This is a genomic window from Streptomyces sp. NPDC091287 (assembly GCF_044768525.1).
In the GTDB taxonomy this organism is placed as follows: Bacteria; Actinomycetota; Actinomycetes; order Streptomycetales; family Streptomycetaceae; genus Streptomyces.
The window spans coordinates 207681-228443 of sequence record NZ_JBIVUV010000005.1 but is presented as its reverse complement, the minus strand read 5'-3'; the positions used below and the strand labels follow the sequence as shown (position 1 = coordinate 228443).

At 73.0% G+C, this 20763-nt stretch carries 21 protein-coding genes; 11 read left to right on the top strand and 10 right to left on the bottom strand.

Features of this window, described 5'->3' with window-relative positions; all coding sequences use genetic code 11:
• The 3 genes from ACIQRW_RS09975 to ACIQRW_RS09965 form a co-directional block, all read right to left on the bottom strand.
• A complete protein-coding gene (locus ACIQRW_RS09975; protein WP_403756981.1) occupies positions 1-396 on the bottom strand; it encodes a hypothetical protein in 396 nt (131 codons plus the stop codon).
• Positions 396-674 carry a hypothetical protein gene (locus tag ACIQRW_RS09970; RefSeq protein ID WP_403756978.1) on the bottom strand — a complete coding sequence of 93 codons (279 nt, stop codon included), beginning with the start codon at positions 672-674 and terminating at the stop codon, positions 396-398. The genes ACIQRW_RS09975 and ACIQRW_RS09970 overlap by 1 nt, the downstream gene beginning before the upstream one ends.
• 87 nt (positions 675-761) lie before the next feature.
• Complete coding sequence (locus ACIQRW_RS09965; RefSeq protein ID WP_403756975.1) at positions 762-2315, bottom strand: FadD3 family acyl-CoA ligase; 1554 nt, start codon at positions 2313-2315, stop codon at positions 762-764.
• A gap of 96 nt (positions 2316-2411) precedes the next feature.
• Here ACIQRW_RS09965 and ACIQRW_RS09960 point away from each other — a divergent pair, with 96 nt between their 5' ends.
• From ACIQRW_RS09960 to ACIQRW_RS09950, 3 genes are read left to right on the top strand one after another with little or no spacing between them, the layout of a single operon-like run.
• Entirely contained in the window at positions 2412-3560 is a 1149-nt protein-coding gene (locus tag ACIQRW_RS09960; RefSeq protein ID WP_403756973.1) for a lipid-transfer protein, read from the top strand.
• Positions 3561-3564: 4 nt separating this feature from the next.
• Entirely contained in the window at positions 3565-4020 is a 456-nt protein-coding gene (locus ACIQRW_RS09955) for a Zn-ribbon domain-containing OB-fold protein (protein WP_403756970.1), read from the top strand.
• A 4-nt stretch (positions 4021-4024) separates the two neighbouring features.
• Positions 4025-4801, top strand: coding sequence for an enoyl-CoA hydratase/isomerase family protein (locus tag ACIQRW_RS09950; RefSeq protein WP_403756967.1), 777 nt, complete (start codon positions 4025-4027; stop codon positions 4799-4801).
• A gap of 51 nt (positions 4802-4852) precedes the next feature.
• Here ACIQRW_RS09950 and ACIQRW_RS09945 read toward each other — a convergent pair whose 3' ends face one another.
• On the bottom strand, positions 4853-5380 hold the full coding sequence (locus tag ACIQRW_RS09945; protein ID WP_403756964.1) for a hypothetical protein: 528 nt from the start codon (positions 5378-5380) through the stop codon (positions 4853-4855).
• 208 nt (positions 5381-5588) lie between these two features.
• Between ACIQRW_RS09945 and ACIQRW_RS09940 the strand changes: the two genes are divergently transcribed.
• Positions 5589-6257 (top strand): hypothetical protein, encoded by a 669-nt coding sequence (locus ACIQRW_RS09940; RefSeq protein ID WP_403756962.1) that lies wholly within the window; start codon positions 5589-5591, stop codon positions 6255-6257.
• Positions 6258-6393: 136 nt separating this feature from the next.
• Here ACIQRW_RS09940 and ACIQRW_RS09935 read toward each other — a convergent pair whose 3' ends face one another.
• Both ACIQRW_RS09935 and ACIQRW_RS09930 read right to left on the bottom strand, forming a co-directional pair.
• On the bottom strand, positions 6394-8817 hold the full coding sequence (locus ACIQRW_RS09935; RefSeq protein ID WP_403756959.1) for a PQQ-binding-like beta-propeller repeat protein: 2424 nt from the start codon (positions 8815-8817) through the stop codon (positions 6394-6396).
• Positions 8818-9071: 254 nt separating this feature from the next.
• Entirely contained in the window at positions 9072-9881 is an 810-nt protein-coding gene (locus ACIQRW_RS09930) for a VOC family protein (protein ID WP_403756956.1), read from the bottom strand.
• A gap of 356 nt (positions 9882-10237) precedes the next feature.
• Here ACIQRW_RS09930 and ACIQRW_RS09925 point away from each other — a divergent pair, with 356 nt between their 5' ends.
• Positions 10238-10885: a TetR family transcriptional regulator gene (locus ACIQRW_RS09925; RefSeq protein ID WP_403756954.1), complete on the top strand. Its 648-nt coding sequence runs from the start codon at positions 10238-10240 to the stop codon at positions 10883-10885.
• Between the two features lie 214 nt (positions 10886-11099).
• Here the strand turns inward: ACIQRW_RS09925 and ACIQRW_RS09920 are convergent, their stop codons facing one another.
• Positions 11100-11609, bottom strand: a complete 510-nt coding sequence (locus tag ACIQRW_RS09920) for a nitroreductase family deazaflavin-dependent oxidoreductase (protein WP_403756951.1) — start codon at positions 11607-11609, stop codon at positions 11100-11102.
• On the bottom strand, positions 11609-12826 hold the full coding sequence (locus ACIQRW_RS09915; RefSeq protein ID WP_403756948.1) for an acyl-CoA dehydrogenase family protein: 1218 nt from the start codon (positions 12824-12826) through the stop codon (positions 11609-11611). Before ACIQRW_RS09915 ends, ACIQRW_RS09920 begins: the two co-directional genes overlap by 1 nt.
• Positions 12827-13154: 328 nt before the next feature.
• Here ACIQRW_RS09915 and ACIQRW_RS09910 point away from each other — a divergent pair, with 328 nt between their 5' ends.
• The 4 genes from ACIQRW_RS09910 to ACIQRW_RS09895 all read left to right on the top strand — a co-directional run bounded on the left by ACIQRW_RS09910 (position 13155) and on the right by ACIQRW_RS09895 (position 16792).
• Positions 13155-14288, top strand: coding sequence for a thiolase C-terminal domain-containing protein (locus ACIQRW_RS09910; protein ID WP_403757438.1), 1134 nt, complete (start codon positions 13155-13157; stop codon positions 14286-14288).
• Between the two features lie 73 nt (positions 14289-14361).
• Positions 14362-15069, top strand: a complete 708-nt coding sequence (locus ACIQRW_RS09905) for a pyridoxal 5'-phosphate synthase (RefSeq protein WP_403756945.1) — start codon at positions 14362-14364, stop codon at positions 15067-15069.
• A 188-nt stretch (positions 15070-15257) separates the two neighbouring features.
• Positions 15258-16166 (top strand): zinc metalloprotease HtpX, encoded by a 909-nt coding sequence (gene htpX / locus ACIQRW_RS09900; RefSeq protein ID WP_069756136.1) that lies wholly within the window; start codon positions 15258-15260, stop codon positions 16164-16166.
• Between the two features lie 23 nt (positions 16167-16189).
• Complete coding sequence (locus ACIQRW_RS09895; RefSeq protein WP_403756942.1) at positions 16190-16792, top strand: hypothetical protein; 603 nt, start codon at positions 16190-16192, stop codon at positions 16790-16792.
• A gap of 37 nt (positions 16793-16829) precedes the next feature.
• Here ACIQRW_RS09895 and ACIQRW_RS09890 read toward each other — a convergent pair whose 3' ends face one another.
• Positions 16830-17264, bottom strand: a complete 435-nt coding sequence (locus ACIQRW_RS09890) for a Zn-ribbon domain-containing OB-fold protein (RefSeq protein ID WP_403756940.1) — start codon at positions 17262-17264, stop codon at positions 16830-16832.
• Positions 17261-17713 (bottom strand): DoxX family protein, encoded by a 453-nt coding sequence (locus ACIQRW_RS09885; protein ID WP_403756937.1) that lies wholly within the window; start codon positions 17711-17713, stop codon positions 17261-17263. Before ACIQRW_RS09885 ends, ACIQRW_RS09890 begins: the two co-directional genes overlap by 4 nt.
• Positions 17714-18044: 331 nt before the next feature.
• Here ACIQRW_RS09885 and ACIQRW_RS09880 point away from each other — a divergent pair, with 331 nt between their 5' ends.
• Entirely contained in the window at positions 18045-19889 is a 1845-nt protein-coding gene (locus ACIQRW_RS09880; RefSeq protein WP_403756935.1) for an NAD(P)/FAD-dependent oxidoreductase, read from the top strand.
• Positions 19886-20725 (top strand): class I SAM-dependent methyltransferase, encoded by an 840-nt coding sequence (locus ACIQRW_RS09875; RefSeq protein WP_403756933.1) that lies wholly within the window; start codon positions 19886-19888, stop codon positions 20723-20725. Before ACIQRW_RS09880 ends, ACIQRW_RS09875 begins: the two co-directional genes overlap by 4 nt.
• Positions 20726-20763 lie beyond the last annotated feature (38 nt).

Here is a 20763-nt window from a genome sequence, read left to right as displayed (position 1 = left end):
CTACACCTTCCTCAGCTGCACCCTCGCCCCGCACAGCTTCCCCAGGTCGTCCACGTCGGACGTGAACAGCGCCGTCCGGCCCGGCTGACGGTTCGCGATCGCGGCGAGCGCGGCGTCGATGGCGTACTTGTGGCCGTGCAGTCCGGCATCGCGCAGGAGACGGATCGCCTCGTCGGCGATGTCCTTGGTGACAGGTTCGACGACCACCCGTGCCATCGCCCAGTTCCACGCCGGCATGCGGATCTTGCCGTGATACGCCTCAATGAGCGTCATGGAACCGGTCACCACCCGGATGCCCGACTGGTGGGCTTTCGTCAGGATGCCCGTGAACGTGCGATCCCGCAGCGCGATCCTGGAAAGCGCCTCACTGTCAAGGACGAAGCAGATGTCTTTCATCAGACGGCAGCCGCCTGATCGCCACGGCCGTCGGCTTCCCGTTCCTCGAACCACCGCTCGATGTCGCGCAGCTCCGCGGCGGCCGCGGCCTGCTCCTCCTCGGTGAGCGGGCCGTCCTTGTCCTGCATCCAGGAGACCAGCTCCCCCAGCCGGTCATGTTCGCGCTGTCGCTCTATGGCCCGCGTGACATACGCGCTGAACGCGCCGGGGCCCACCTCGCTGCGAATCTCCTCCGCCAGCTCCTCCGGCAGGGTGACCGTGTACTTCTTGGTTGCCATACCCTCGACCATACCGCCACGAGGGTCGCGACGCCCTCCTCGTTCACCCCATGCAGCGAATCCGAACGAACGTCCGCAACCCGAGGTCTACCGCCCCCGCAGCTCCCCCTTCACCACCTTGCCGCTCGCGTTGCGCGGCAGCTCCGGGAGGAACTCCACCGCCCTCGGCACCTTGAAGTTCGCCATCTCGCGGCGGGACCAGGCGATCAGGTCGTCCGCGGTGAGCGTCGCGCCCCGGCGGCGGACCGCGTAGGCCTTGCCGACCTCGCCGAGCCTCGGGTCCGGGACGCCGATGACCGCGACGTCGGCCACGTCCGGGTGGAGGCCGAGGAGCTGCTCTATCTCGGCCGGGTAGGCGTTGAAGCCGCCCACGATGAACATGTCCTTGATCCGGTCCGTGATCCGCAGGTTCCCCGCCGCGTCCAGGACGCCCACGTCGCCGGTGCGGAGCCAGCCGTCCTCGGTCATCGTGGCGGCCGTCGTGTCCGGGTCCTCGAAGTAGCCGCCCATCACGTGGAAGCCGCGGACCTGGACCTCGCCCGGGGCTCCCGGCTCCGCCAGGACGCGGAGCTCGGTGCCGGGGATCGCGCGGCCGGACGTGGTGGCCACGACCTCCGGCGCGTCGCCCCGGCGGCACATGGTGACGATGCCGCTCGCCTCGGAAAGGCCGTACGCGGTGAGGACCGTCGCGATGCGGAGTTCCTCGCGCAGGCGCTCCACCAGCTGGAGGGGGACCACCGCCGCGCCGGTGACGACCAGGCGGAGGGCCGAGAGGTCGTGCGCGTCGCGTGCCGGGTGGTCCAGGAGCGACTGGTGGAGGGTCGGCGGGCCGGGCAGGACCGAGATCCGCTCCGCCGCGATGTTCGCTAGCACCGTGTCCACGTTGAACACCGGCTGCGGCACCATCGTGGCCCCCCGCATCAGACAGGCGATGATCCCCGCCTTGTAGCCGAAGGTGTGGAAGAAGGGATTGACGATGAGGTAGCGGTCGCCTTCGCGCAGGCCCGCCAGGTCGCTCCAGATCGCGTACGCGCGGAGCGTCTGCGCATGGGTGATCACCGCACCCTTCGGGCGGCCTGTGGTACCGGAGGTGTAGACGATGTCGGAGGGGTCCGAGGGGGCGATGCCGGCGGCCCGTTCCCGTACCGCGGAGGACGGGACGCTCTCCCCCGCCGCCAGGAAGTCCGGCCAGCTCGTGTAGTCCTCGGGTGCCGTGTCCGCGAGGACCACCACCCGCTCCAGGTCCGGCAGCCGCACCTCCGCCCGCCGCAGCGACGCCACGTACGAGGTGCCCAGGAACGTACCGGTGACGAACAGCAGCCTGGCCCGGCTGCGCCGCAGGATGTACGCCGCCTCCGTGCCCTTGAAGCGGGTGTTCAGCGGGACCAGCACCGCGCCGGCCGTCACCGCCCCGAGCGCGGAGACGATCCAGTCCGGGGTGTTCGGGGCCCAGATCGCCACCCGGTCCCCCGGCTCCACACCGGAGGCGAGGCACGCGGCCGCGGCCCGCTCCACCCGCTCGCCGAGCTCGGCGTACGAGAGCCGGGTACGGCCGTCGGCCACCGCCTCGGCGGAGCCGTACCGCCGCGCCGCCGCCCGCACCAGCTCCGGGATGCTGCCCCATTCCTCGTCGCCTCGCATCACGCGCCCTCCTGCCGCCGCACTAGCTGACTATCCGTCAGATTAGCGGTAGCCTCTGCCGCTGTCAGCAGGGGCGACGGTGCGGGAGGTCAGCGGATGGCAACGCTCAAGGACGCGACGGCGATAGCCGGGATCGGGCAGACGGCGTTCGCGAAACGGCTCCCCGAGTCGGAGAAGACCCTCGCCTGCCGGGCGATCCTGGCGGCCCTCGACGACGCGGGCATCGCCCCCGCCGAGGTCGACGGCTTCGCCTCGTACACGATGGAGGAGACCGACGAGGTGGAGGTCGCCAAGGCGATCGGCGCCGGGGACGTCACCTTCTTCTCCAAGGTCGGTTACGGCGGCGGCGGTTCCTGCGCCACGCTCGCCCACCTCGCCGCCGCCGTCGCCACCGGACAGGCGAGCGTCGGCGTGGCCTGGCGGTCGCGCAAACGCGGCTCCGGGCCCCGGCCGTGGAAGAACACCGCCGTCCAGCTCCCCACGCCCGCCCAGTGGACCCGCCCCTACGGACTGCTGCGGCCCGCCGACGAGATCGGCATGCTGGCCCGGCGCTACATGCACGAGTACGGGACCACCCGCGACCATCTCTTCAACGTGGCGCTCGCCTGCCGCAACCGGGCCAACCAGAACCCGGCCGCCATCATGTACGACCGCCCGCTGACCCGCGAGATGTACATGACCTCCCGCTGGATCAGCGAACCCCTCTGCCTCTTCGACAACTGCCTGGAGACCGACGGGGCGTTGGCCTGCGTGATCGTCTCCGCCGAACGCGCCCGCGACTGCCGGCGGAAGCCCGTCTACCTCCACTCCGTCGCCCAGGGACTGCCCGCCCAGCACCACGGGATGGTCAACTACTGGAACGACGACCCGCTGACCGGCCCCGCCTGGACCGCCGCCCGACAGCTGTGGAAGCAGGCCGACTTCGGGCCCGACGACGTCGATGTGGCGCAGATCTACGACGCGTTCACCCCGCTCGTCCCGCTCTCCCTGGAGGGCTACGGCTTCTGCGGGCGCGGTGAGGGCGGCGCGTTCACCGAGGGCGGGGCGCTGGAGAGCGGCGGGCGGCTCCCCATCAACACCGGGGGCGGCGGACTCAGCGAGGCGTACGTCCATGGCTTCAACCTCATCACCGAGGGCGTGAAACAACTGCGTGGCACCTCCACCGCCCAGGTTCCCGACGCGGCCACCTGTCTGGTCACCGCCGGTGAGGGCGTACCGACGTCGGCCGTACTGCTGAGGAGTTGAGGACATGGCCGTGAACGATTCCCTGCTGCTTCCCGTCCCCGACGAGGACGGCGCACCCTTCTGGGAGTACGCCGCACGCGGCGAACTGCGCGTACAGGCCTGCGCCTCCCCCGCCTGCGGCGAACTGCGCTTCCCGCCCCGGCCCTGCTGCCCGCACTGCGGGTCCTTCGAGAGCGAGTGGCGGGAGATGAGCGGGCGCGGCCGGCTCTGGTCGTACGTCGTCCCGCATCCGCCGCTGCTCCCCGCCTACGCCGAACATGCCCCGTACAACGCGGTGTTGGTCGAGCTGTCGGAGGCCCCGCACATCCGGCTGGCCGGGAACGTCGTCGCCGCCCCGGACGCCCCGCTGAACTCGGTGGATCCGGCGCGGCTGCGGATCGGGGCTCCGGTGCGGGCCGCGTTCTGCCCGGTGGGGCCCGGCGGCGGTGTCACGCTCGTCCGCTGGCTCCTGGAGCGGTGAGCGGATGGCCCTGCGCTTCGAGCGGGACGAGGGGACGGGGGTCGCGCTCGTCATCCTGGACCGACCGGCGAAACTCAACGCGATCGACCTGGAGACGGCCGCGGAACTCGCCGCGCTCTGGCGGGAGTTGCGGTACGACGAGTCGGTGCGGGCGGTCGTCCTCACCGGGTCCGGGACGCGTGCCTTCTGTACGGGGATCGACCGGGGCGTCACCGTACCGCAGCCCCCGTCCCCGTACGCCGTCGACGATCCCCTCCTGCGGATCGGCCCCAAGGCGAACGATCTGTGGAAGCCCGTGATCGCGGCGGTGGAGGGGATGGCGTGCGGCGGGGCGTTCTATCTGCTGGGCGAGGCGGAGTTCGTGGTCGCGTCCCGGGAGGCGACCTTCTTCGACCCGCACACGACGTACGGGATGGTCTCGGCGTACGAGGCCATCGCGATGGCCCAGCGCATGCCGTTCGGGGAGGTCGCCCGGATGTCGCTGATGGGCACGGCGGAACGGCTGAGCGCCGGACGGGCGTACGAAATCGGGCTGGTCAGCGAGGTGACGGAGCCGGGCGGCGCGGTGGCGGCGGCAATGCGGTCGGCGACGGTGATCGCCCGCTACCCGACGGAGGCGGTGCAGGGCACGGTCCGGGCGGTGTGGTCCGCGAAGGAGGCGGCCAGGACCCAGGCGATGTCCCAGGCCCCGGCGCTGATCGCCCTGGGCAATCTGCCCCCGGAGCGGCAGGCGGAGCTGTTCGAGGGGCGGGGCGGGGGTGGGGAGCCGCGGGTGCGGTGAGCACCCTGTCCCCTGCCCTTGCCCTCCCCTGGCCTGAGGGCCGGAGCCGGGTCAGACCGCCTCGGCGGTCACGACGCAGCGCTTCACCCGGGACACCTTGCCGGGGCTCTCCATCCGCACCGTGAGGGTGTCCACCTCGTCGACGTCGAGGATCGTGGTGGCCTCGGCCGTGTCCACGGTGTTGCCCAGGCCGTCGACGAACCGCACGTCGATCTCGTACGCCTGCGTGCCCGGGTAGTTCGACCGCACCTCGACCAGCGACGAGGTGACCGCCTTGCGCTTGCCCTTGCGCGGCACGGCGCAGCGGATCACCCGGACGGCGGGGGCGTCGGACGCGGTGGGCGTCGGGGTTCCGTAGGAGCCGGACGAGCCGGAGGAGGACGAGGAGTCGTCGTAGTCGTCGTTGTAGTCCGTGTCGCGGTAGCCGTTGTTGCTCTTCTTCGAGCTGGAGCAGCCGCCGCCCGAGCTGCTGCTCTTGCCGCTCTTGCCCTTGCCGCCGCTGGTGGAGGTGGAGAACCCGGTGAGCGCGAGCACCACCACGACCAGGACCGCCGCGAGCTTCGTCTGTCGCCGCATCATGGATGCAGCCCCCCTTGAGTTTCGTTGCCGGTACGTCGCGCCGATGGCGTGCGTCGTCACCCTCAGCATGCCGCACGCGACCCCATGTCCAAGTCATGACCCTGTCACGGTCCCGTCATCGTCCGCGTGGCGGGGGTGACCGTCCCGGCGTAGCGTCGGCTGCGGGGGATGCCCGTGTACGCGGGACGACGCGCCCTGGAGGCTGACGATGATCCGCAACGTCCTCGGCTCCCTCGTCGCCCTGGCCGGGGCGGCCTCGGCCGTGCTGAGCCCGTTCCGCGACTGGTACGCCGGGCGGGCGGGGCAGGACTACCGGGTGGAGGACCTCTTCGGAGGCATCACCGCCGCGGAGTCGGGGGTACTGGTCTCGATGCTGCTGCCGTTCCTCGCCGCGGCGCTGCTGGTGATCGTGGGCGTGGTGCTCCGCTCGCGGCTCGTGGTCGCCGTCGCGGGTCTGGTGGTGCTGGGCTTCACGATCCTGTGGATGGTCCGCCAGGGGCAGGCCGCGGGGTCGCTGGTGGTGGCCGGGGACGGGTCCGGGCTCCAGGTGGGCGTGGTGAACGCGTTGGCGGGCGGGCTGTTGATGCTGATCGGGGCGTTGCTGATGAGTGGGCGTGGCCGGCGGAGCCGGCGGGAGCGGGAGCCGGTGGAGCCGTATGCCGCGCCGGGGGCGGATCAGGTGGACACCTGGCCGCCGACGCAGGAGCCGGGGATGTCCGTGCAGACGTCGCCGTGGCCGGAGCCGGAGGTGGACCCGTACACGGGGCCCGACCCCCGTGACCCCCGTACGCGGTCCTATCCCCAGGTGCCGCCGAGGGAGGCCGACCCCCGAGACCCGGTACACCCGCCGCACCCGCACCGGCCGCCGCAGGGATGACGGCCACCCGTCGAGGGTTCCGTCCTCAAACGCCGGACGGGCTGGGTGGGTGTGCGCCGGGCGGGCTGAAATCAAGCCCGTCCGGCGCTTGAGGACATCCTTCGAGCCCGTCCGGCGCTTGAGGACAGAACCCGGATCAGGTCCGGGCCCTGTTCCCCGTGCCCGTTCCCTTCAGCGCGTCCAGCGCGTACACGCAGCGGTCCTTGCTGCAGGCGTAGACCACGCCCGCCTGCGCCACGGGCGACCCCGTGATCTCGCCCCCCGTCGCGAGCTTCCAGCGCAGCTGGCCGCCCGCCGCGTCCAGGGTGTAGAGCACGTGGTCCGCCGAGCCGAAGTGGACGCGGCCGTCCGCCACCACCGGGGAGCCCACCACGTCGCCGCCCGCCGCGAAGCGCCACTTCGGGGTGCCGGTGACCGCGTCCAGGGTGTACAGCGCGCTGCCGCTGCCGACGTGCACGTTGCCCACCGCGACCAGCACCGGTTCGATGGAGGAGCGGGCCTCCGTGGCGATCCGCCAGCGGTCCTTGCCGGTCGTCGCGTCCAGCGCGTACACCGTGCCGAGGTAGTCCGCGAGGTATACCCCGCCGCCGGTCACCGCCGGACCCGGCGCGAACGCGGGCGGCGAGAGGAAGACCGCGGGCGATTCGAAGTGCCAGCGCACCCGGCCGGAGCCGGTCTCCACCGCCAGCACCCGGGTGCCCGCCGCGATGTAGACGTAGCCGTCGGGGGCCGGAGTGACCCGGACGGGGACGCCGCCGCAGGAGGCCGCGTCGCCGATCGGGTACGACCAGCGCTCGATGCCCGTACGGGCGTCCAGCGCGCGCAACCGGGCGTCCTGCCAGACGTACACCGTGCCGTCGTGGATGACCGGGCCGGCCTCCGCCGTCTCGAAGTCGCTCTGCGCACCGGTGACTTCCCACAGCTTCTCGCCGTTGGACGCCTCCCAGCCCTGGACGCCGCCGCCCCGGGTCGCGGTCAGGACCGTGCCCCGGTCGGCCTTGAGGGCGTACACCCAGGCGTCGGTCGCCAGCCGCCACTGCTCGGCGCCGGTCGTGGCGTCCAGCGCGTACAGCGAGGGGCCGTCCGAGGCGTGGATCCTGCCGCCCTCGACGGCCATCGCCCAGGCCACGTCCCGGGTCTTGAACTGGCGTCGGCCGTTGCCCACGTCCAGCGCGTGGACCTCGAAGGACGTCACGTACAGCAGGTCGCCGGAGACGACGGGAGTGCCCCACACGTCGTTGGACATGCGGAAGCGCCAGGGCCGCCAGCGGTCGGGGGCGGGTGCCGCACCGTCCGGGGCGGCGGCCGGGGCCGGGACGGGTGCGGTGGGGGCCGTGACCGCCGACGAACCGTTCACTCCGGCGGGCGGCCGGACCCAGCCGGTCGCGGCGGCCGGGTGTGCGGCGGCGGCCCCGCGCCCCTCCCCCGCACGCGGACCGGGGCCGATCGGCACCTTTGCGCCGGGCAGTTGGACGGGCCCGCCGTCGGGGGCGGCGGAACGGCCCCCGGCCGGGCCGGACGCGCCGGACAGCGGCGAGGGCGAGGACAGCGGGGAGGGCGAACGCAGATCCGCCCCGCTGCGCCAGGCCGTGTCCCGCTCCGGAGCCCTGGGGGGCTGCCGCGGCGGGGGCGGGGGCGCCGCGGGGGCGGGCGGCGCGGTGCGCCCGCCGCCCCTGCGCCGCTCGATCATCGCGGTGGCCAGGGACGGCAGCCAGGCCGAGGCCGTGCCGCTGTCGTCGCTGCCGGAGGCGAAGAGGTGCGGGGCGAGCTGGGCCTGGAGGTCGGCGGGGCTCGGCCGCTGGGTGGCGTCCATCTGCATGCAGGACTCGATCAGCGGCCGCAGGTCGTCGGGGAGCCCCTCGGTGTCGGGGCCTTCGCGCAGCAGCATGAACACCGTCTCGACCGGGTTGGCCCCGTGGAAGGGGGCGTGCCCGGTGGCGGCGAAGACGAGCGTGGAGCCCAGGGAGAAGATGTCGCTGGCCCCGGTGACGCTGCGGGAGTCCCGGGCCTGCTCGGGCGACATGTACGCGGGTGTGCCGACGGCGACGTTCGTCATGGTCAGCCGGGTGTTGGAGACGCCGGACGCGATGCCGAAGTCGATCACCCGGGGGCCGTCCTCGACGACGAGGACGTTGGACGGCTTCAGGTCGCGGTGGACGAGGCCCGCGCCGTGGATGGACTGGAGGGCCTCGGCGATGCCGGCGGCCAGCCAGCGCACCGCCTGGGTCGGCATGGGACCGCACTCGTTCACTATCTCTTCGAGCGAGGGTGCGGGCACATAGGCGGTGGCGAGCCAGGGCACGGCGGCCCGCGGGTCGGCGTCGACCACGGCGGCGGTGTAGAAGCCGCTGACCGCACGGGCGGCCTCGACCTCGCGGGTGAAGCGGACCCGGAAGAGCTGGTCCTCGGCGAGTTCGGTCCGCACCGTCTTGATCGCCACCCGTCGGCCGGACGCCGACCGCGCGAGATAGACCAGCCCCATGCCGCCGGCCCCGAGCCGTCCCAGCACCTCGAACGGGCCGATCCGTCTCGGGTCGTGCTGCGTCAGCTGCTCCACCACTTGCCTGCCACCTCCCCGTAAACGGACCTCGGCGACGAAGTCCGCGAATTACCGCCCGGTCTGGTCCCGCACTGCGCAGCGCGCCCTGTGCAGGGTCTCACCACTGGGCATCACCTGGCGGTACGCACCCCGATTCTTCCTGGCCCGGGCCCCGGTTGCGAACCCGGGGGCGGATGGGGGTGTCTCATGTCACTTCGGGCGGTATCCCCCCACACCGGGGTGCGGAAGGGGGCCGACGGGTACGGAAGCCGGGGTTACGGACGCGGCTCGCCGGGCTCCAGCACGGCGAAGGCGGCCCCCTGGTCGTCGTGCAGCACGGCCATCCGCCCGTAGGGGATGTCGAAGGGCGGCTGGGCCACCCGGCCGCCGAGCCGTACGGCGAGTTCGGCGGCGGCGTCGCAGTCGGCGACGGCGAAGTAGACGAGGAAGTAGCTCGGCATCTCGGCCGGGAACGCGTCCGTGATGACGCTGCGTCCGCCGACAGCGGTGTCCGGGCCCGGTTCGACGCCCTCGGGGGACCACATCCGGAAGTCGACCAGCGCCTCGGAGTCGCCGGAGACGTCGTGGCCCGCCTCGTCCAGGTCGGTGCCGTGGAAGCCGAAGACCTTCTCGTAGAAGGGGTCCACCCGGTCCGGCTGCCGGGTGTAGACCTCGGTCCAGCAGAAGGAGGCGGGGTGGTTCTGCTTCTCGAAGCCCGCGCGTTCCTCCGGCTGCCAGAGCCCGAAGACGGCGCCCCCGGGGTCGGCCGCCTGCGCCACGATCCCGGCGCGCCCCGCCCGTACGGGGTCGGTGATGATCTGGCCGCCGTGTTCGCGGATCGCGGCGACGGTGGCCCGGATGTCGTCGGTGGCGAAGTAGACGCCCCAGGCCGTGGGCATCCGGCCGTCCTTCTTGGCGGCGAGGGCGGCGACGAGGCGGCCGTCGCTGAGCGCGTCCGCGAAGGGCATGCCGTCGCCGGCCCGGAAGGTCCAGCCGAAGAGCCCGCCGTAGAAGCGTTTGCCCGCTTCGAGGTCGGAGAGCTGCACGTCCGCCCAGCACGGCGCGGAATGCGCGAATGCGGCCATGGGACCGGGTCCTTCCGTAGCAGTGACGCCCGTCACAGTCAACGTAACGTCGCGTCCGGCCCCGCGCGCCCCGGACGCACCTAAAGGAAACCTTTGACCGATTGATGAAGGGCACTCTCACCATGTGGACGAAAGTTGTCCACCGAAGTTGTCCACAGGCTGTTGATAACATTTACTCCGGCTGCGAGCCTGACCTCACCCCGGCCTCACCCCGGCCGCGCTCCGGGCTCCGAGCCCTCGCGCACGGCGGCCGAAAAACGCCGCTCATCGCCGCTGCGCACCCCGCCGGTCCTGCGGCGTTCCCCATTTGCAGTCGGCCGAATCGCGCTCCCATCACCCCTCGGTAAGCTGACGGCATGACAGGACAAGTACGCACCGTCGACGGCCGCGTGGCCGGTCGACGCGGTCAGGCGACGCGGCAGAAGCTGCTCGACTGCCTCAGCGAGATGCTCAGCTCCTCGCCGTACCGGGACGTCAAAGTCATCGACGTCGCCCGGAAGGCCGGGACTTCACCCGCGACTTTCTACCAGTACTTCCCCGACGTGGAGGGCGCCGTCCTCGAAATCGCCGAGGAGGTCGCCAAGGAGGGCGCCGGACTGACCGAACTGGTCGCCGGACGCTCCTGGGTCGGCAAGGCCGGCTGGACCACCTCCGAACAACTCGTCGAGGGATTCCTCGACTTCTGGCGGCACAACGACGCGATCCTCCGCGTGATCGACCTCGGAGCGGCCGAGGGGGACAAGCGGTTCTACAAGATCCGTATGAAGATCCTGAACTCGGTCACCAACTCCCTCACGGATTCCGTGAAGGAGCTCCAGAGCAAGGGCAAGGTCGACAAGGACATCAGTCCGGCGGCGATGGCGGGCTCCCTGGTGGCGATGCTGGCCGCGGTCGCCTCGCACCAGAAGGGTTTCACCACCTGGGGTGTGAAGCAGGCCGAACTGCGGCCGAACCTCGCCCTGTTGGTGCACCTCGGCATCACCGGCAAGAAGCCGACGAAGTAGGCGGCCCGGGGCACCGGAGGCCGACCGGCCCCGGACGCCCCACGCCACCGGGCGGGCACCCGCCCACCCGGACGCCCCACGTCCTGTCTCACCGACGGCGGACCACCCACGCGCCCCTGCGGGTGGTCCGCCGTCGGCGTTCCCGGAGGAGGGGCCGCGCCGGGGACCGCCCTGCCCCGTTCCCGGAGGAGCCGCCGGGGCCCCCTGCCCGCCGCTACCGCCGCTCCAGCCGGAACAGTCGGATCTGCCGCTCCAGCCGCCGCTGGTACGCCGCGTACGGCGGCCAGAACGCGAGTGCGGCCTCCCATACCCGCTCCCGGTCCTCGCCCTCCAGCAGGCTCGCGCGCACCGGGATGTCCCGGCCGCGCCAGTTGATGACGGCCTCGCCCCCGCGGGCCAGCAGATTCGCGGTCCAGGCGGGGTGACCCGGGCGCCCGAAGTTGCTGCCGACCAGGATCCAGCTGCCCTCCACCTCGCCCTCCGGCATGCAGGCCAGCGGCGTGGTCCTCGGCCGGCCCGTGCGCGCCCCCGGCACCGTGAGGACGAGCCCCGGCAGCATCCGGGCACTGAGCAGCACCTTGCCCCGGGTGAGCCGGTGCACGGCCCGGTCCAGGGCGGGGACCACGTGCGGGGCGATCCGCCCGAAGGCGCGGGTCGAGGAGACCTTCTGGACCAGACGCACACCACGGGCGGGTACGGGGGCGCGGGAGCGGGAGTGGTCCATCAGACGCCTGCCCCGTACGCGATGCCGACGGGCGGCCGGGGCGCGGCGGCGGTCCCGAAGAGTCCGGCCCGCCGCGCCGCGTGGTCGCGCAGCCGGTGGACCGGGCCGAAGAGCAGTTCGTCGCCCGCCGCCCGCTTCAGATACCGGTGCGCCTCGTGCTCCCAGGTGAAGCCGATGCCGCCGTGCAGCTGGACGGCCTCACCGGTGGTGATCCGGGCCGCCTCCAGGGCCTGGGCGAGCGCGAGGGGTCCGGCCTCCGGGTCCCGGGCGGCGTGGTACGCGGCGGAGCGGGCCGCCTCGACGCGTACGTAGAGGTCGGCGAGGCGGTGCTTGACGGCCTGGAACGAACCGACGGCCCTGCCGAACTGCTCGCGCGCCTTCACGTACTCCACGGTGCGCTCCAGGGCGCTCGCCGCCGTCCCGACCGCCTCGGCGGCGAGGATCGCGGCGGCCGTGCGTCCGGCGGCGGCGAGCGCGGCGGCCGCGTCGGCGGTGTCGTCCGCGCCGAGGAGCTCGGCCGGGGTGTCGCGCAGCTCGACGCGGGCCAGCGGGCGGGTCTCGTCGAGCGCGGTGAGCCGGGTGCGTGCCAGCCCCGCCGCTCCGGAGTCGACCAGGAACAGGAGCGTACGGCTGCGCGGGTAGCCCCCGGCGTGGGCGGCGACCAGGAGTAGCCCCGCGCTGTGCCCGTCCAGGACCCGGTCGGCCTCCCCGTAGAGCCGTCGGCCGCCGTCCTCCCCGGGCCCGCGGGCCTGGATGCCGCCGGCCCGGCCGCCGCCCGCCCAGGCCCCGTCGGCGTTGTCACCGGTGAGGCCGAGGGCGATGGCGAGCGAGCCGCCGGGGACGGCGAGGGCGGCGGTCAGGGTTCCCCCGGCGATCCGGGGCAGCAGGGCGGCCCGCTGGTCCGGGGTGCCGAGAGCGGCGATCAGGGGTGCGGCGAGGGCGGCCGTGGCGAGCAGCGGTGTGGGCAGCAGCGCGCGCCCGGTCTCCTCGCAGGCGAGGGCCAGCTCGGTGGCCGTGCACCCGGCCCCGCCGTACTCCTCCGCGACGGCGAGGCCCGGCAGCCCGAGCTCCCCGGCGAGCCTGCGCCACAGGGCGGGGTCGTAGCCCTCGGCGGTGCGCACGGCGGCGGGGATCGCGTCGGGGCCCGCGCTCCGGGCGAGCAGTTCGCGCAGGGTGCGGCGGATCTCGTGCTGTTCCGCGGTGAAGGCGGCGTCCATCTGCGGGCTCCTTCCACCCAGGGGCCGACGGCCAGCCCCGGATCTGACGATCCGTCATGTTAGGTGCGAGGGGCGGTAATTCCCAGAGTCCCGCACACCCGTGGACGGGGGAAGCCGTCGTGCGCGAACGGTTGCGGCGACCACCACTATCTGATGTACCGTCAGATTCATGGCCCCAGCCCCGGCTTCCCACGACCCCGCTTCCCCAGCCCCGGCTTCCCCCGACCCGGCTCCCCCCGGCCCGGCTTCCTCCCGCCAGGCATCCGCCGCCCCGAACCGCTCCGCCCCGGCCGCCTCCCGCCGTCCGCGCAAGGTCGCCGTCGTCGGCGTGGCGCTCGCGGACTGCGGCCGTGTCGACGACGCCACTCCGTACGCCCTGCACGCCCAGGCCGCCCGCCGCGCCCTCGCCGACTCCGGCCTCGACCGCTCGGTCGTCGACGGCTTCGCCTCGGCCGGGCTCGGGACACTCGCCCCGGTGGAGGTCGCCGAGTATCTGGGGCTGCGGCCCACCTGGGTCGACTCCACGGCGGTGGGCGGCGCCACCTGGGAAGTCATGGCCGCCCACGCTGCGGACGCCATCGCCGCGGGCCGGGCCCGTGCCGTGCTCCTGGTGTACGGATCGACGGCGCGGGCCGACATCAAGGCGGGCCGCCGCACCTCGAACCTGTCGTTCGGGGCGCGGGGGCCGGCGCAGTTCGAAGTGCCGTACGGGCACTCGCTGATCGCCAAGTACGCCATGGCCGCCCGCCGCCACATGCACGAGTACGGCACGACGCTGGAACAGCTCGCCGAGGTGGCGGTGACGGCACGGGCGAACGCGGCGGCGAACCCGGAGGCGATGTTCCGGGACCCGATCACGGTCGACGACGTCCTCTCCGGCCCGATGATCGCGGACCCGTTCACCAAGCTGCACTGCTGCATCCGCAGCGACGGGGGCTGCGCGGTGCTGCTGGCCGCCGAGGAGTACGTACCCGACACGGCGAAAGGGCCCGTCTGGATCCTGGGGACCGGGGAGCACGTCTCGCACTCCACGATGTCCGAGTGGGAGGACTTCACGGTCTCGCCCGCCGCCGTCTCCGGCCGCCTGGCCTTCGAACGGGCCGGGGTGCGGCCCGCCGACATCGACCTGGCCGAGATCTACGACGCGTTCACGTACATGACGCTGGTGACCCTGGAGGACCTGGGCTTCTGCGCGAAGGGCGAGGGCGGCGCGTTCGTCGAGAAGGGCCGCACCGGGCTGCGCGGCGAGCTCCCGGTGAACACGGACGGCGGCGGCCTGTCCGCCTGCCACCCCGGGATGCGGGGGCTGTTCCTGCTGGTGGAGGCGGTACGGCAACTGCGCGGCGAGGCCGGCGAGCGCCAGGTGCGCCGGCCGGGGGGCGGACGCCCGGAGCTGGCGGTGGCCTCGGGGACGGGCGGCTGGTTCTGCTCGTCGGGGACGGTGGTGCTGGGGCGGGGGTGAGTGACCCGGCACAGCGGGGGTGAGTGACCCGGCACGGGGGTGTCGCCGCGGTGGCCGGTGGGCCTGGTGGGGCATGGGATCCAATGGACCCATGACAGACGAAAGCGCCGCCGCACGGCCTCCCTCCCCCGGCTTCCGCGACCTCCTGCATGCCCAGCGCGTCTGGGACATCGAGCTGCCGTCCTTCGATCCGGCGTCTGCCCCGCCCACCCCGGTCCCCCTCTTCCACACCTGGTTCGCCGAGGCCGTGGCCGCCGGGCAGGCCGAGCCGCACACGATGAGCCTCGCCACCGCCGACGCCGAGGGGCTGCCCGACGTACGGACGCTGATGCTGCACGACGCGGACGAGCGGGGCTGGCACTTCGCCACCCACGCCACCAGCGCCAAGGGCCACCAGCTCGCCGTCCGCCCGCACGCCGCGCTCGGCTTCTACTGGCCCGCGCGGGGTCGGCAGGTACGGGTCCGGGGACCCGTCGTCCGCTGCACGCCCGCCGAGAGCCACGCCGACCTGCACGCCCGGTCCACGGGAGCGCTCGCCGCCGCGCTGACCGGGGCGCAGAGCGAGGTCGTGGGCTCCGTGGCGGAGCTGCACCGGGCGGCGGACGCGGCCTGGGACCGGGCCCGGGCGGAACCGGACACGGAGGCTCCGACCTGGACCCGGTACGTGGTCGAACCGGCCGAGGTCGAGTTCTTCCAGGGCGACGCCAGGCGCCGGCACATCCGGCTGCGCTACCGGCGCCAGGAGGACGGCGACTGGGCGCGCGAGCTGCTCTGGCCGTGACCGGCGCGGGGCCCCCGAGCCGTTCCGCCGCGACCGGTGCGCGGCCCGAGCCCGTTCCGCCGCCGACCGGTGCGGGCGGCCCCCGAGCCGTCCGCCCCGCGACCGGTGCAGACAGCACCTTTATCCGGTTCTCACCGTAAAGGGGCACTATGGGAGTCAGGTGAGAGGTGAGCTGTTGGGAGGCACCGATGCCACGAGCCCGTTCGCGCTACGCCCCCGACCGGGGCCTGACCGGTCGCATGGTCACCACCATGTTCCTGATCGGTCTGCTGTACGTCGTCTTCGTGGGCGTGCTCCTCGCGGCCCTGCGCGGTTCCTGGCCGATCATCCTGATCATCACGGGCGGCCTCTTCATCGCCCAGTTCTGGTTCAGCGACCGCATCGCCGCGTACGGCATGGGGGCCCGCGAGGTCACCCCCGAGCAGGCCCCCGAGCTCCACGGCACCATCGACCGGATCTGTGCGCTGGCGGACATGCCGAAGCCCAAGGTGGCCATCGCCGAGAGCGACGTACCGAACGCGTTCGCCACCGGCCGGAGCGAGAAGACGGCCCTGGTCTGCGCGACGACGGGCCTGCTGCGCAGACTGGAGCCGGAGGAGCTGGAGGGCGTCCTCGCCCACGAGATGTCGCACGTCGCGCACCGGGACGTGGCCGTCATGACGATCGCCTCGTTCCTCGGGGTGCTGGCGGGCATCGTCACCCGTATCGCCCTGTGGGGCGGGTTCGCCCGCAGCAGGCCCGGCAACGACCCGGCGGGCATCCTGCTGCTCCTGATCCCGCTGATCAGCGCCGTCGTGTACGCGATCAGCTTCCTGCTGACCCGGCTGCTCTCCCGCTACCGCGAGCTGTCCGCCGACCGGGCCGCCGCCCTGCTCACCGGCCGGCCCTCCGCGCTCGCCTCCGCCCTGACGAAGGTCAGCGGGCAGATGGCCCGCATCCCGACCGAGGACCTGCGGAAGGCGGAGCCGTACAACGCGTTCTACTTCATGCCGGCGTTCTCCGCGAAGGAGAGCCTGGGCCGGCTGTTCTCCTCCCATCCGACGCTGGAGCAGCGCCTGGACCAGCTCTCCCGCATCTCCGCCGACCTGTCCCGCTGACGCAGACAAGAGGAGTGACGCCCGTGGGCCTGCTCGACGCGATCCTCGGCCGGAGCAAACCGGTCCGCCCCGACCTCGACCAGCTCTTCGCCGTCCCCTCCGCCGCCCTCACCCTCCAGGCCGCCGCCGGCTTCACCCCGACCGGCCTGGGCTCGGTGTGCTTCGCGGGCGTGGAGGGCGGCGGCTTCGCCCGGCTCCAGGAGGGCGTACGCGAACTGCTGGACGCGGACACGGAGCGCGGCGGCATCCCGGTGGAGTTCAGCCGGGACGCGTACGGCTACACCTGGCTGCTCGCCCGCCACCCGGCCGACGACTCCGCCGCCCTGGTCAACGACCTCCACGCGGTCAACACCCTGCTCCAGGACGGCGGATTCGGCCCGCACCTGCTGTGCTCGCTGATCGGCTTCCGGGACGCGGAGGCCGCGGAGGGCGCGGAGGGGCGGTCGCTGGCGCTGGTCTACCTCTACAAGCGCGGCACGTTCTACCCGTTCGCCCCGCTCCCCGGCGAGGCCGAGAAGCGGGACAACCAACTGGAGCTCCAGGTGCGGGGCGTCCTCGGGGACGACCTCCGGGTGGAGAAGGACCTGTCCCGGTGGTTCCCGGTGTGGGGCGCGCCGGGGTTGTGATCAGTCCGTCGCGACCGCCATCCGGCTTCGGGGGCCCTCAGCCCGCGGCGGGCCGGAAGACCGGTACGGCCTCCCCGCCGTCCCCCCTCCCCTCCCGGAACGTGACCGTCAGCCGCCGTCCGATGCGGAGGTCGGCGTGCGCGCACTCCACGATCTCCGTCATCATCCGGGGGCCCTCGGCGAGGTCGACGACGGCCGCGACGTACGGGACGCGGGAGCCGAAGGGCGGCAGGTCGTTGCGGTGGACGACGGACCAGGTGTAGAGGGTCGCCTCCCCGCTCGCGCGCTGCCACCCGACGTCCTCGCTCCAGCAGTACGGGCAGAACTCACGCGGGTAGTGATGGGCCCGGCCGCACCCGCCGCAGCGGCGCAGGAGCAGGTGTCCCTCCGCCGCCGCGTCCCAGTAGGGGCGGGTGAAGGCGTCCGGCTCGGGGAGGTCGAAGCGCGGGAGCGCCGCGCGCCGCGGGGTCACGGGAACAGTCCGAGGGCGGAGTCCAGGGACCAGGTCTGCCAGGCCATGGCGAACAGGGCCACCAGGGAGATCAGCGCCATCATCGCGTTCTGTCCCTGCTCGGCCCAGTCGTGGATCATCAGGACCAGGTAGAGCAGGTTGAGGAGCAGGCCGGCGACGAGGGCGACCGGGGTCAGAAATCCCGCCACCAGGCCGAGACCGAGGGCGAGTTCCGCGTAGACGACGAGGTACGCCATCACCTTCGGGCGCGGTTCGACGACCCGCCGGAAGCCCGTGCGCACCACTCCCCAGCGATGCTTGCCCGCGACGTCCGCCGCCCAGGCGATGCCCGTGCCGCGCTCGAACCAGCCCTTCTTGTCCTTGTGCCGCCAGCTCTCCAGCCACCACAGGCCGAGGCCTATGCGCAGGACGGCGAGCCATTCGGCGCCGCTGAGCCAGATCGTCCGCATCGGGCCTCCGGAGAAATGTTTCTGACGGTACGTCAGTTCAGCGGACATGGGGGCCCGGCGCAAGGGGGAGGGCGAGGTTCGGCCTCCACCCCGGACACCGCCCCCGCACCCGCACCCGGCGTCCAGGCGTGGCACGTGCCGGGAGCATGTGGGGGCGCCGCTCGGCGCCGGCCGTGACACGCGGCGCGGACGGCCCGGTCTCGGGATTCCGAGACGTAGTACGCCGTAAATCCGGCCACCGGGCCCCCTCGGCGTTTCGCCGCCCGACCGGTTGGAAACTGACCAACCAGCCTGCAGAGGAGGCCCCTTGCTGGTTCTGCTGGATCATCCAGTGCCGACCTCCGTCGAGCCGCTGCTGAGCGGCGCCCACGTACTGCACCGCCCCACGCTGGGGGCTCGGCCGGGTGCCCTCCGCGGTCGGGCGCTGGCCCGGGACCGGCCGGACGTCCTGCTCACCCGGTCCATGCCCGCGGCCGCCGAGACGGCCGCCTGGGGTGCGGCGGCGGGAGAGCGCCCTCTCGTCGTCGTCCTCCTGGACCGGGCAGCCGGACCGGGCGGAACACGAAGGAGCACCGCGCGCGCCCGCCGCCCGTCCGCCCGCCGATTACCCGGGGCCGGACCGGCCGGATCCCGATTACGCGTGACCGCGTGCCCGTCGGCCGGGGCGGCCGAGCCTCCGGCGGACCTCTACGCACGGGCGCTCGCCACGGCCGAACGCCGCTTTCTGGCCGAGCGGGTCGGCCCGGTGCTCGCCGGGCACCTCGGCGCCGTCCGACCGGAAGCGGCCTCGGTCGTCCTGGTGGGCGCCGGCGTGGTGAACCTGCTGACCGGGCTGCGGCTGCTCCGGGCCGGTCACCGCGTGACCTTCTACGACAGCGGCCCCGACCCCCGGTCCGACGCGCCGTGGACATCCTTCGGATGCAGCAGGGGCGGCGGCGACGCCCGGATGTTCACGCTCACCGAGGCCGACGGCTATTTCGGGAGCCCCGGGGGCGGGCCCCCGCCCTTCGCCCAGCCGGTGAAGGACCAGGGCTGGGGCCTGGCCGACCTGGCCCGCCTCGGACCGGCGGAGCGGGCCTGGACCGAGGACAACGCCCGGGTGCCCGACTGGCTGGCCCGGTCCTTCACCGAGGACGTCCTCGGCTACAACCTCGCGTCCGACCGGCTGTGGCGGGAGCTCCGGCGCGACGCTCCGGAGCTGTTCGACGGAGTGGGCCTGCGGGAGGGCATCCTGCGGGTCTACAGCGATCAGGACGTGTTGGAAGCCCATGTGGCGCGTCAACGCTCCCTCCACGAACGGCACTTCGAGATCCTGTCCGCCGACCGGATCAGCGCCCGGCACCCGGCGCTGGCTGCGGCGCACCGGGCGGGGTCCTTCGTCGGCGGCATCGAGGTGAACGGGTTCACCGTGCAGGTGCACCGGTTCCTCGGCGCCGTGGCCGACGCGGCCGAGCGGGCGGGTGCGGTCTTCCACTGGGGGCGGCCGGTGGCCGCCCTCGTCCCGGGCGAGGGCGGCGCGCCGGACGGGATCAGCTGCCGCGACGGTGAGACGGTCCGCGCCGACCACTACGTCCTCTCCCCCGGCGCCTACGGGGAGGCGCTACTGCGCGGCACCGCCTCCGCCGGGCTGATCCACGGCATGGTCGGCGCCTGGCTCACCCTCCCCGATCCCGGCCGAGGGCTGAGGAACTCCCTGAAGATCACCAGGAGCGGGCACACGGCGGCCGACGCCAACGTCACCGTCACCGAGGGGCCGGACGGCGGCTCCCTCCTCACCGTCGGATCGGGCTACGGCTGGACGGGCGCCGACCCGGACAACCTCGATCCGACACAGCTCGAAGCGCTCTACGCGGCGGTCGAGGACACGGCCTCCTCCTTCTTCCCCGACGCGTTCGACGAGGCCCGCCGATCCGGCCTGCTGGAGCGGAGCAGAAGATATTGCGTGCGGCCCTGGACCGCTTCGAGCCTTCCGGTTTTCGAGACCACGAGGACCGCCGGAGGCGGGCTCCTCCTCATCACCGGCGGTCACAACACGGGCGGATTCGCCCAGGCCCCCGTGACCGCCGAGGCGGTGGCCGCGGCACTTCGCGGGGAAAGCCACCCGATGCACATCGACTATCACCCGAACCGACTCCGTATGTTCTACGGACAAAAGGATGCGAGGCTCCCCGAATGACGGACGAACAAGCCACGGCCGACACGAAAGCATGGCAGCAGCGAGGCAGTTCCTTCGGTGACGGGGTCGACGCCTACGAGACCACCCGGCCGGGATATCCCGTCGAGAGCGTCCGGTGGGTCCTGGGGACCGAACCGCGGGACGTGCTGGACCTCGGCGCGGGCACCGGCCTGCTCACCCGGGTCCTGGCCGCCGAGGGGCACCGCACCCGGGCGGTCGAGCCGGACGCCGCGATGCGCGACCGCATCACCGCCACCGCCCCCGGGGCCGTGGCCCTGGCCGGCAGCGCCGAGAGCATCCCGCTGCCCGACGCCAGCCTGGACGCGGTGCTGGTCAGCCATGCCTACCACTGGTTCGACCCCGCCCCCGCCCACGCCGAGATAGCGCGGGTACTGCGCCCCGGCGGAGTCCTGGCGACCCTCTGGAACCTCCGCGACGAAGAGGTCCCCTGGTCGGCGGATCTGTCCGGGATCCTCGCCGACGAGGACACCGGGACCGACCCGCGCACCCCCGCGGCGATCATGCTGCACGGCGCGCTGAAGGCGCTGCGGGCCCAGGACACCGCATGGCTCACCGGCTGGCTGCGCGATCCCACGTTCGGGCCGGATTTCGGAGCCGTCGAACAGGGATTCTTCCCGCACTCGGAGCCGAAGACGATCGAGTCCCTCATCACGCTCATAAAATCACGGTCGTACTACCTGACGTCCTCTCCGGACCGCCGCCGGGAAATCGAGGAACGTATACGTGAACTCGCCACCGTGCATCCGGAACTGAAAAGCGGCAACACCTTCGAGCTACCCTACGTGACGGTGGTATTCACCACGGTCCGCAACTGACGGACCGCACCGGAACACCGGAACACCGGAACACCGGA

What these genes read in the sequence shown, in the direction of transcription:
- ACIQRW_RS09885 (WP_403756937.1), bottom strand. Translation starts at nt 17,713, where the DNA reads ATGCGGACGATCTGGCTCAGCGGCGCCGAATGGCTCGCCGTCCTGCGC.
- ACIQRW_RS09925 (WP_403756954.1), top strand. Translation starts at nt 10,238, where the DNA reads ATGACAGGACAAGTACGCACCGTCGACGGCCGCGTGGCCGGTCGACGC.
- ACIQRW_RS09940 (WP_403756962.1), top strand. Translation starts at nt 5,589, where the DNA reads ATGATCCGCAACGTCCTCGGCTCCCTCGTCGCCCTGGCCGGGGCGGCC.
- ACIQRW_RS09960 (WP_403756973.1), top strand. Translation starts at nt 2,412, where the DNA reads ATGGCAACGCTCAAGGACGCGACGGCGATAGCCGGGATCGGGCAGACG.
- ACIQRW_RS09950 (WP_403756967.1), top strand. Translation starts at nt 4,025, where the DNA reads ATGGCCCTGCGCTTCGAGCGGGACGAGGGGACGGGGGTCGCGCTCGTC.
- ACIQRW_RS09970 (WP_403756978.1), bottom strand. Translation starts at nt 674, where the DNA reads ATGGCAACCAAGAAGTACACGGTCACCCTGCCGGAGGAGCTGGCGGAG.
- htpX (WP_069756136.1), top strand. Translation starts at nt 15,258, where the DNA reads ATGCCACGAGCCCGTTCGCGCTACGCCCCCGACCGGGGCCTGACCGGT.
- ACIQRW_RS09965 (WP_403756975.1), bottom strand. Translation starts at nt 2,315, where the DNA reads ATGCGAGGCGACGAGGAATGGGGCAGCATCCCGGAGCTGGTGCGGGCG.
- ACIQRW_RS09975 (WP_403756981.1), bottom strand. Translation starts at nt 396, where the DNA reads ATGAAAGACATCTGCTTCGTCCTTGACAGTGAGGCGCTTTCCAGGATC.
- ACIQRW_RS09875 (WP_403756933.1), top strand. Translation starts at nt 19,886, where the DNA reads ATGACGGACGAACAAGCCACGGCCGACACGAAAGCATGGCAGCAGCGA.
- ACIQRW_RS09955 (WP_403756970.1), top strand. Translation starts at nt 3,565, where the DNA reads ATGGCCGTGAACGATTCCCTGCTGCTTCCCGTCCCCGACGAGGACGGC.
- ACIQRW_RS09915 (WP_403756948.1), bottom strand. Translation starts at nt 12,826, where the DNA reads ATGGACGCCGCCTTCACCGCGGAACAGCACGAGATCCGCCGCACCCTG.
- ACIQRW_RS09920 (WP_403756951.1), bottom strand. Translation starts at nt 11,609, where the DNA reads ATGGACCACTCCCGCTCCCGCGCCCCCGTACCCGCCCGTGGTGTGCGT.
- ACIQRW_RS09945 (WP_403756964.1), bottom strand. Translation starts at nt 5,380, where the DNA reads ATGATGCGGCGACAGACGAAGCTCGCGGCGGTCCTGGTCGTGGTGGTG.
- ACIQRW_RS09930 (WP_403756956.1), bottom strand. Translation starts at nt 9,881, where the DNA reads ATGGCCGCATTCGCGCATTCCGCGCCGTGCTGGGCGGACGTGCAGCTC.
- ACIQRW_RS09905 (WP_403756945.1), top strand. Translation starts at nt 14,362, where the DNA reads ATGGGATCCAATGGACCCATGACAGACGAAAGCGCCGCCGCACGGCCT.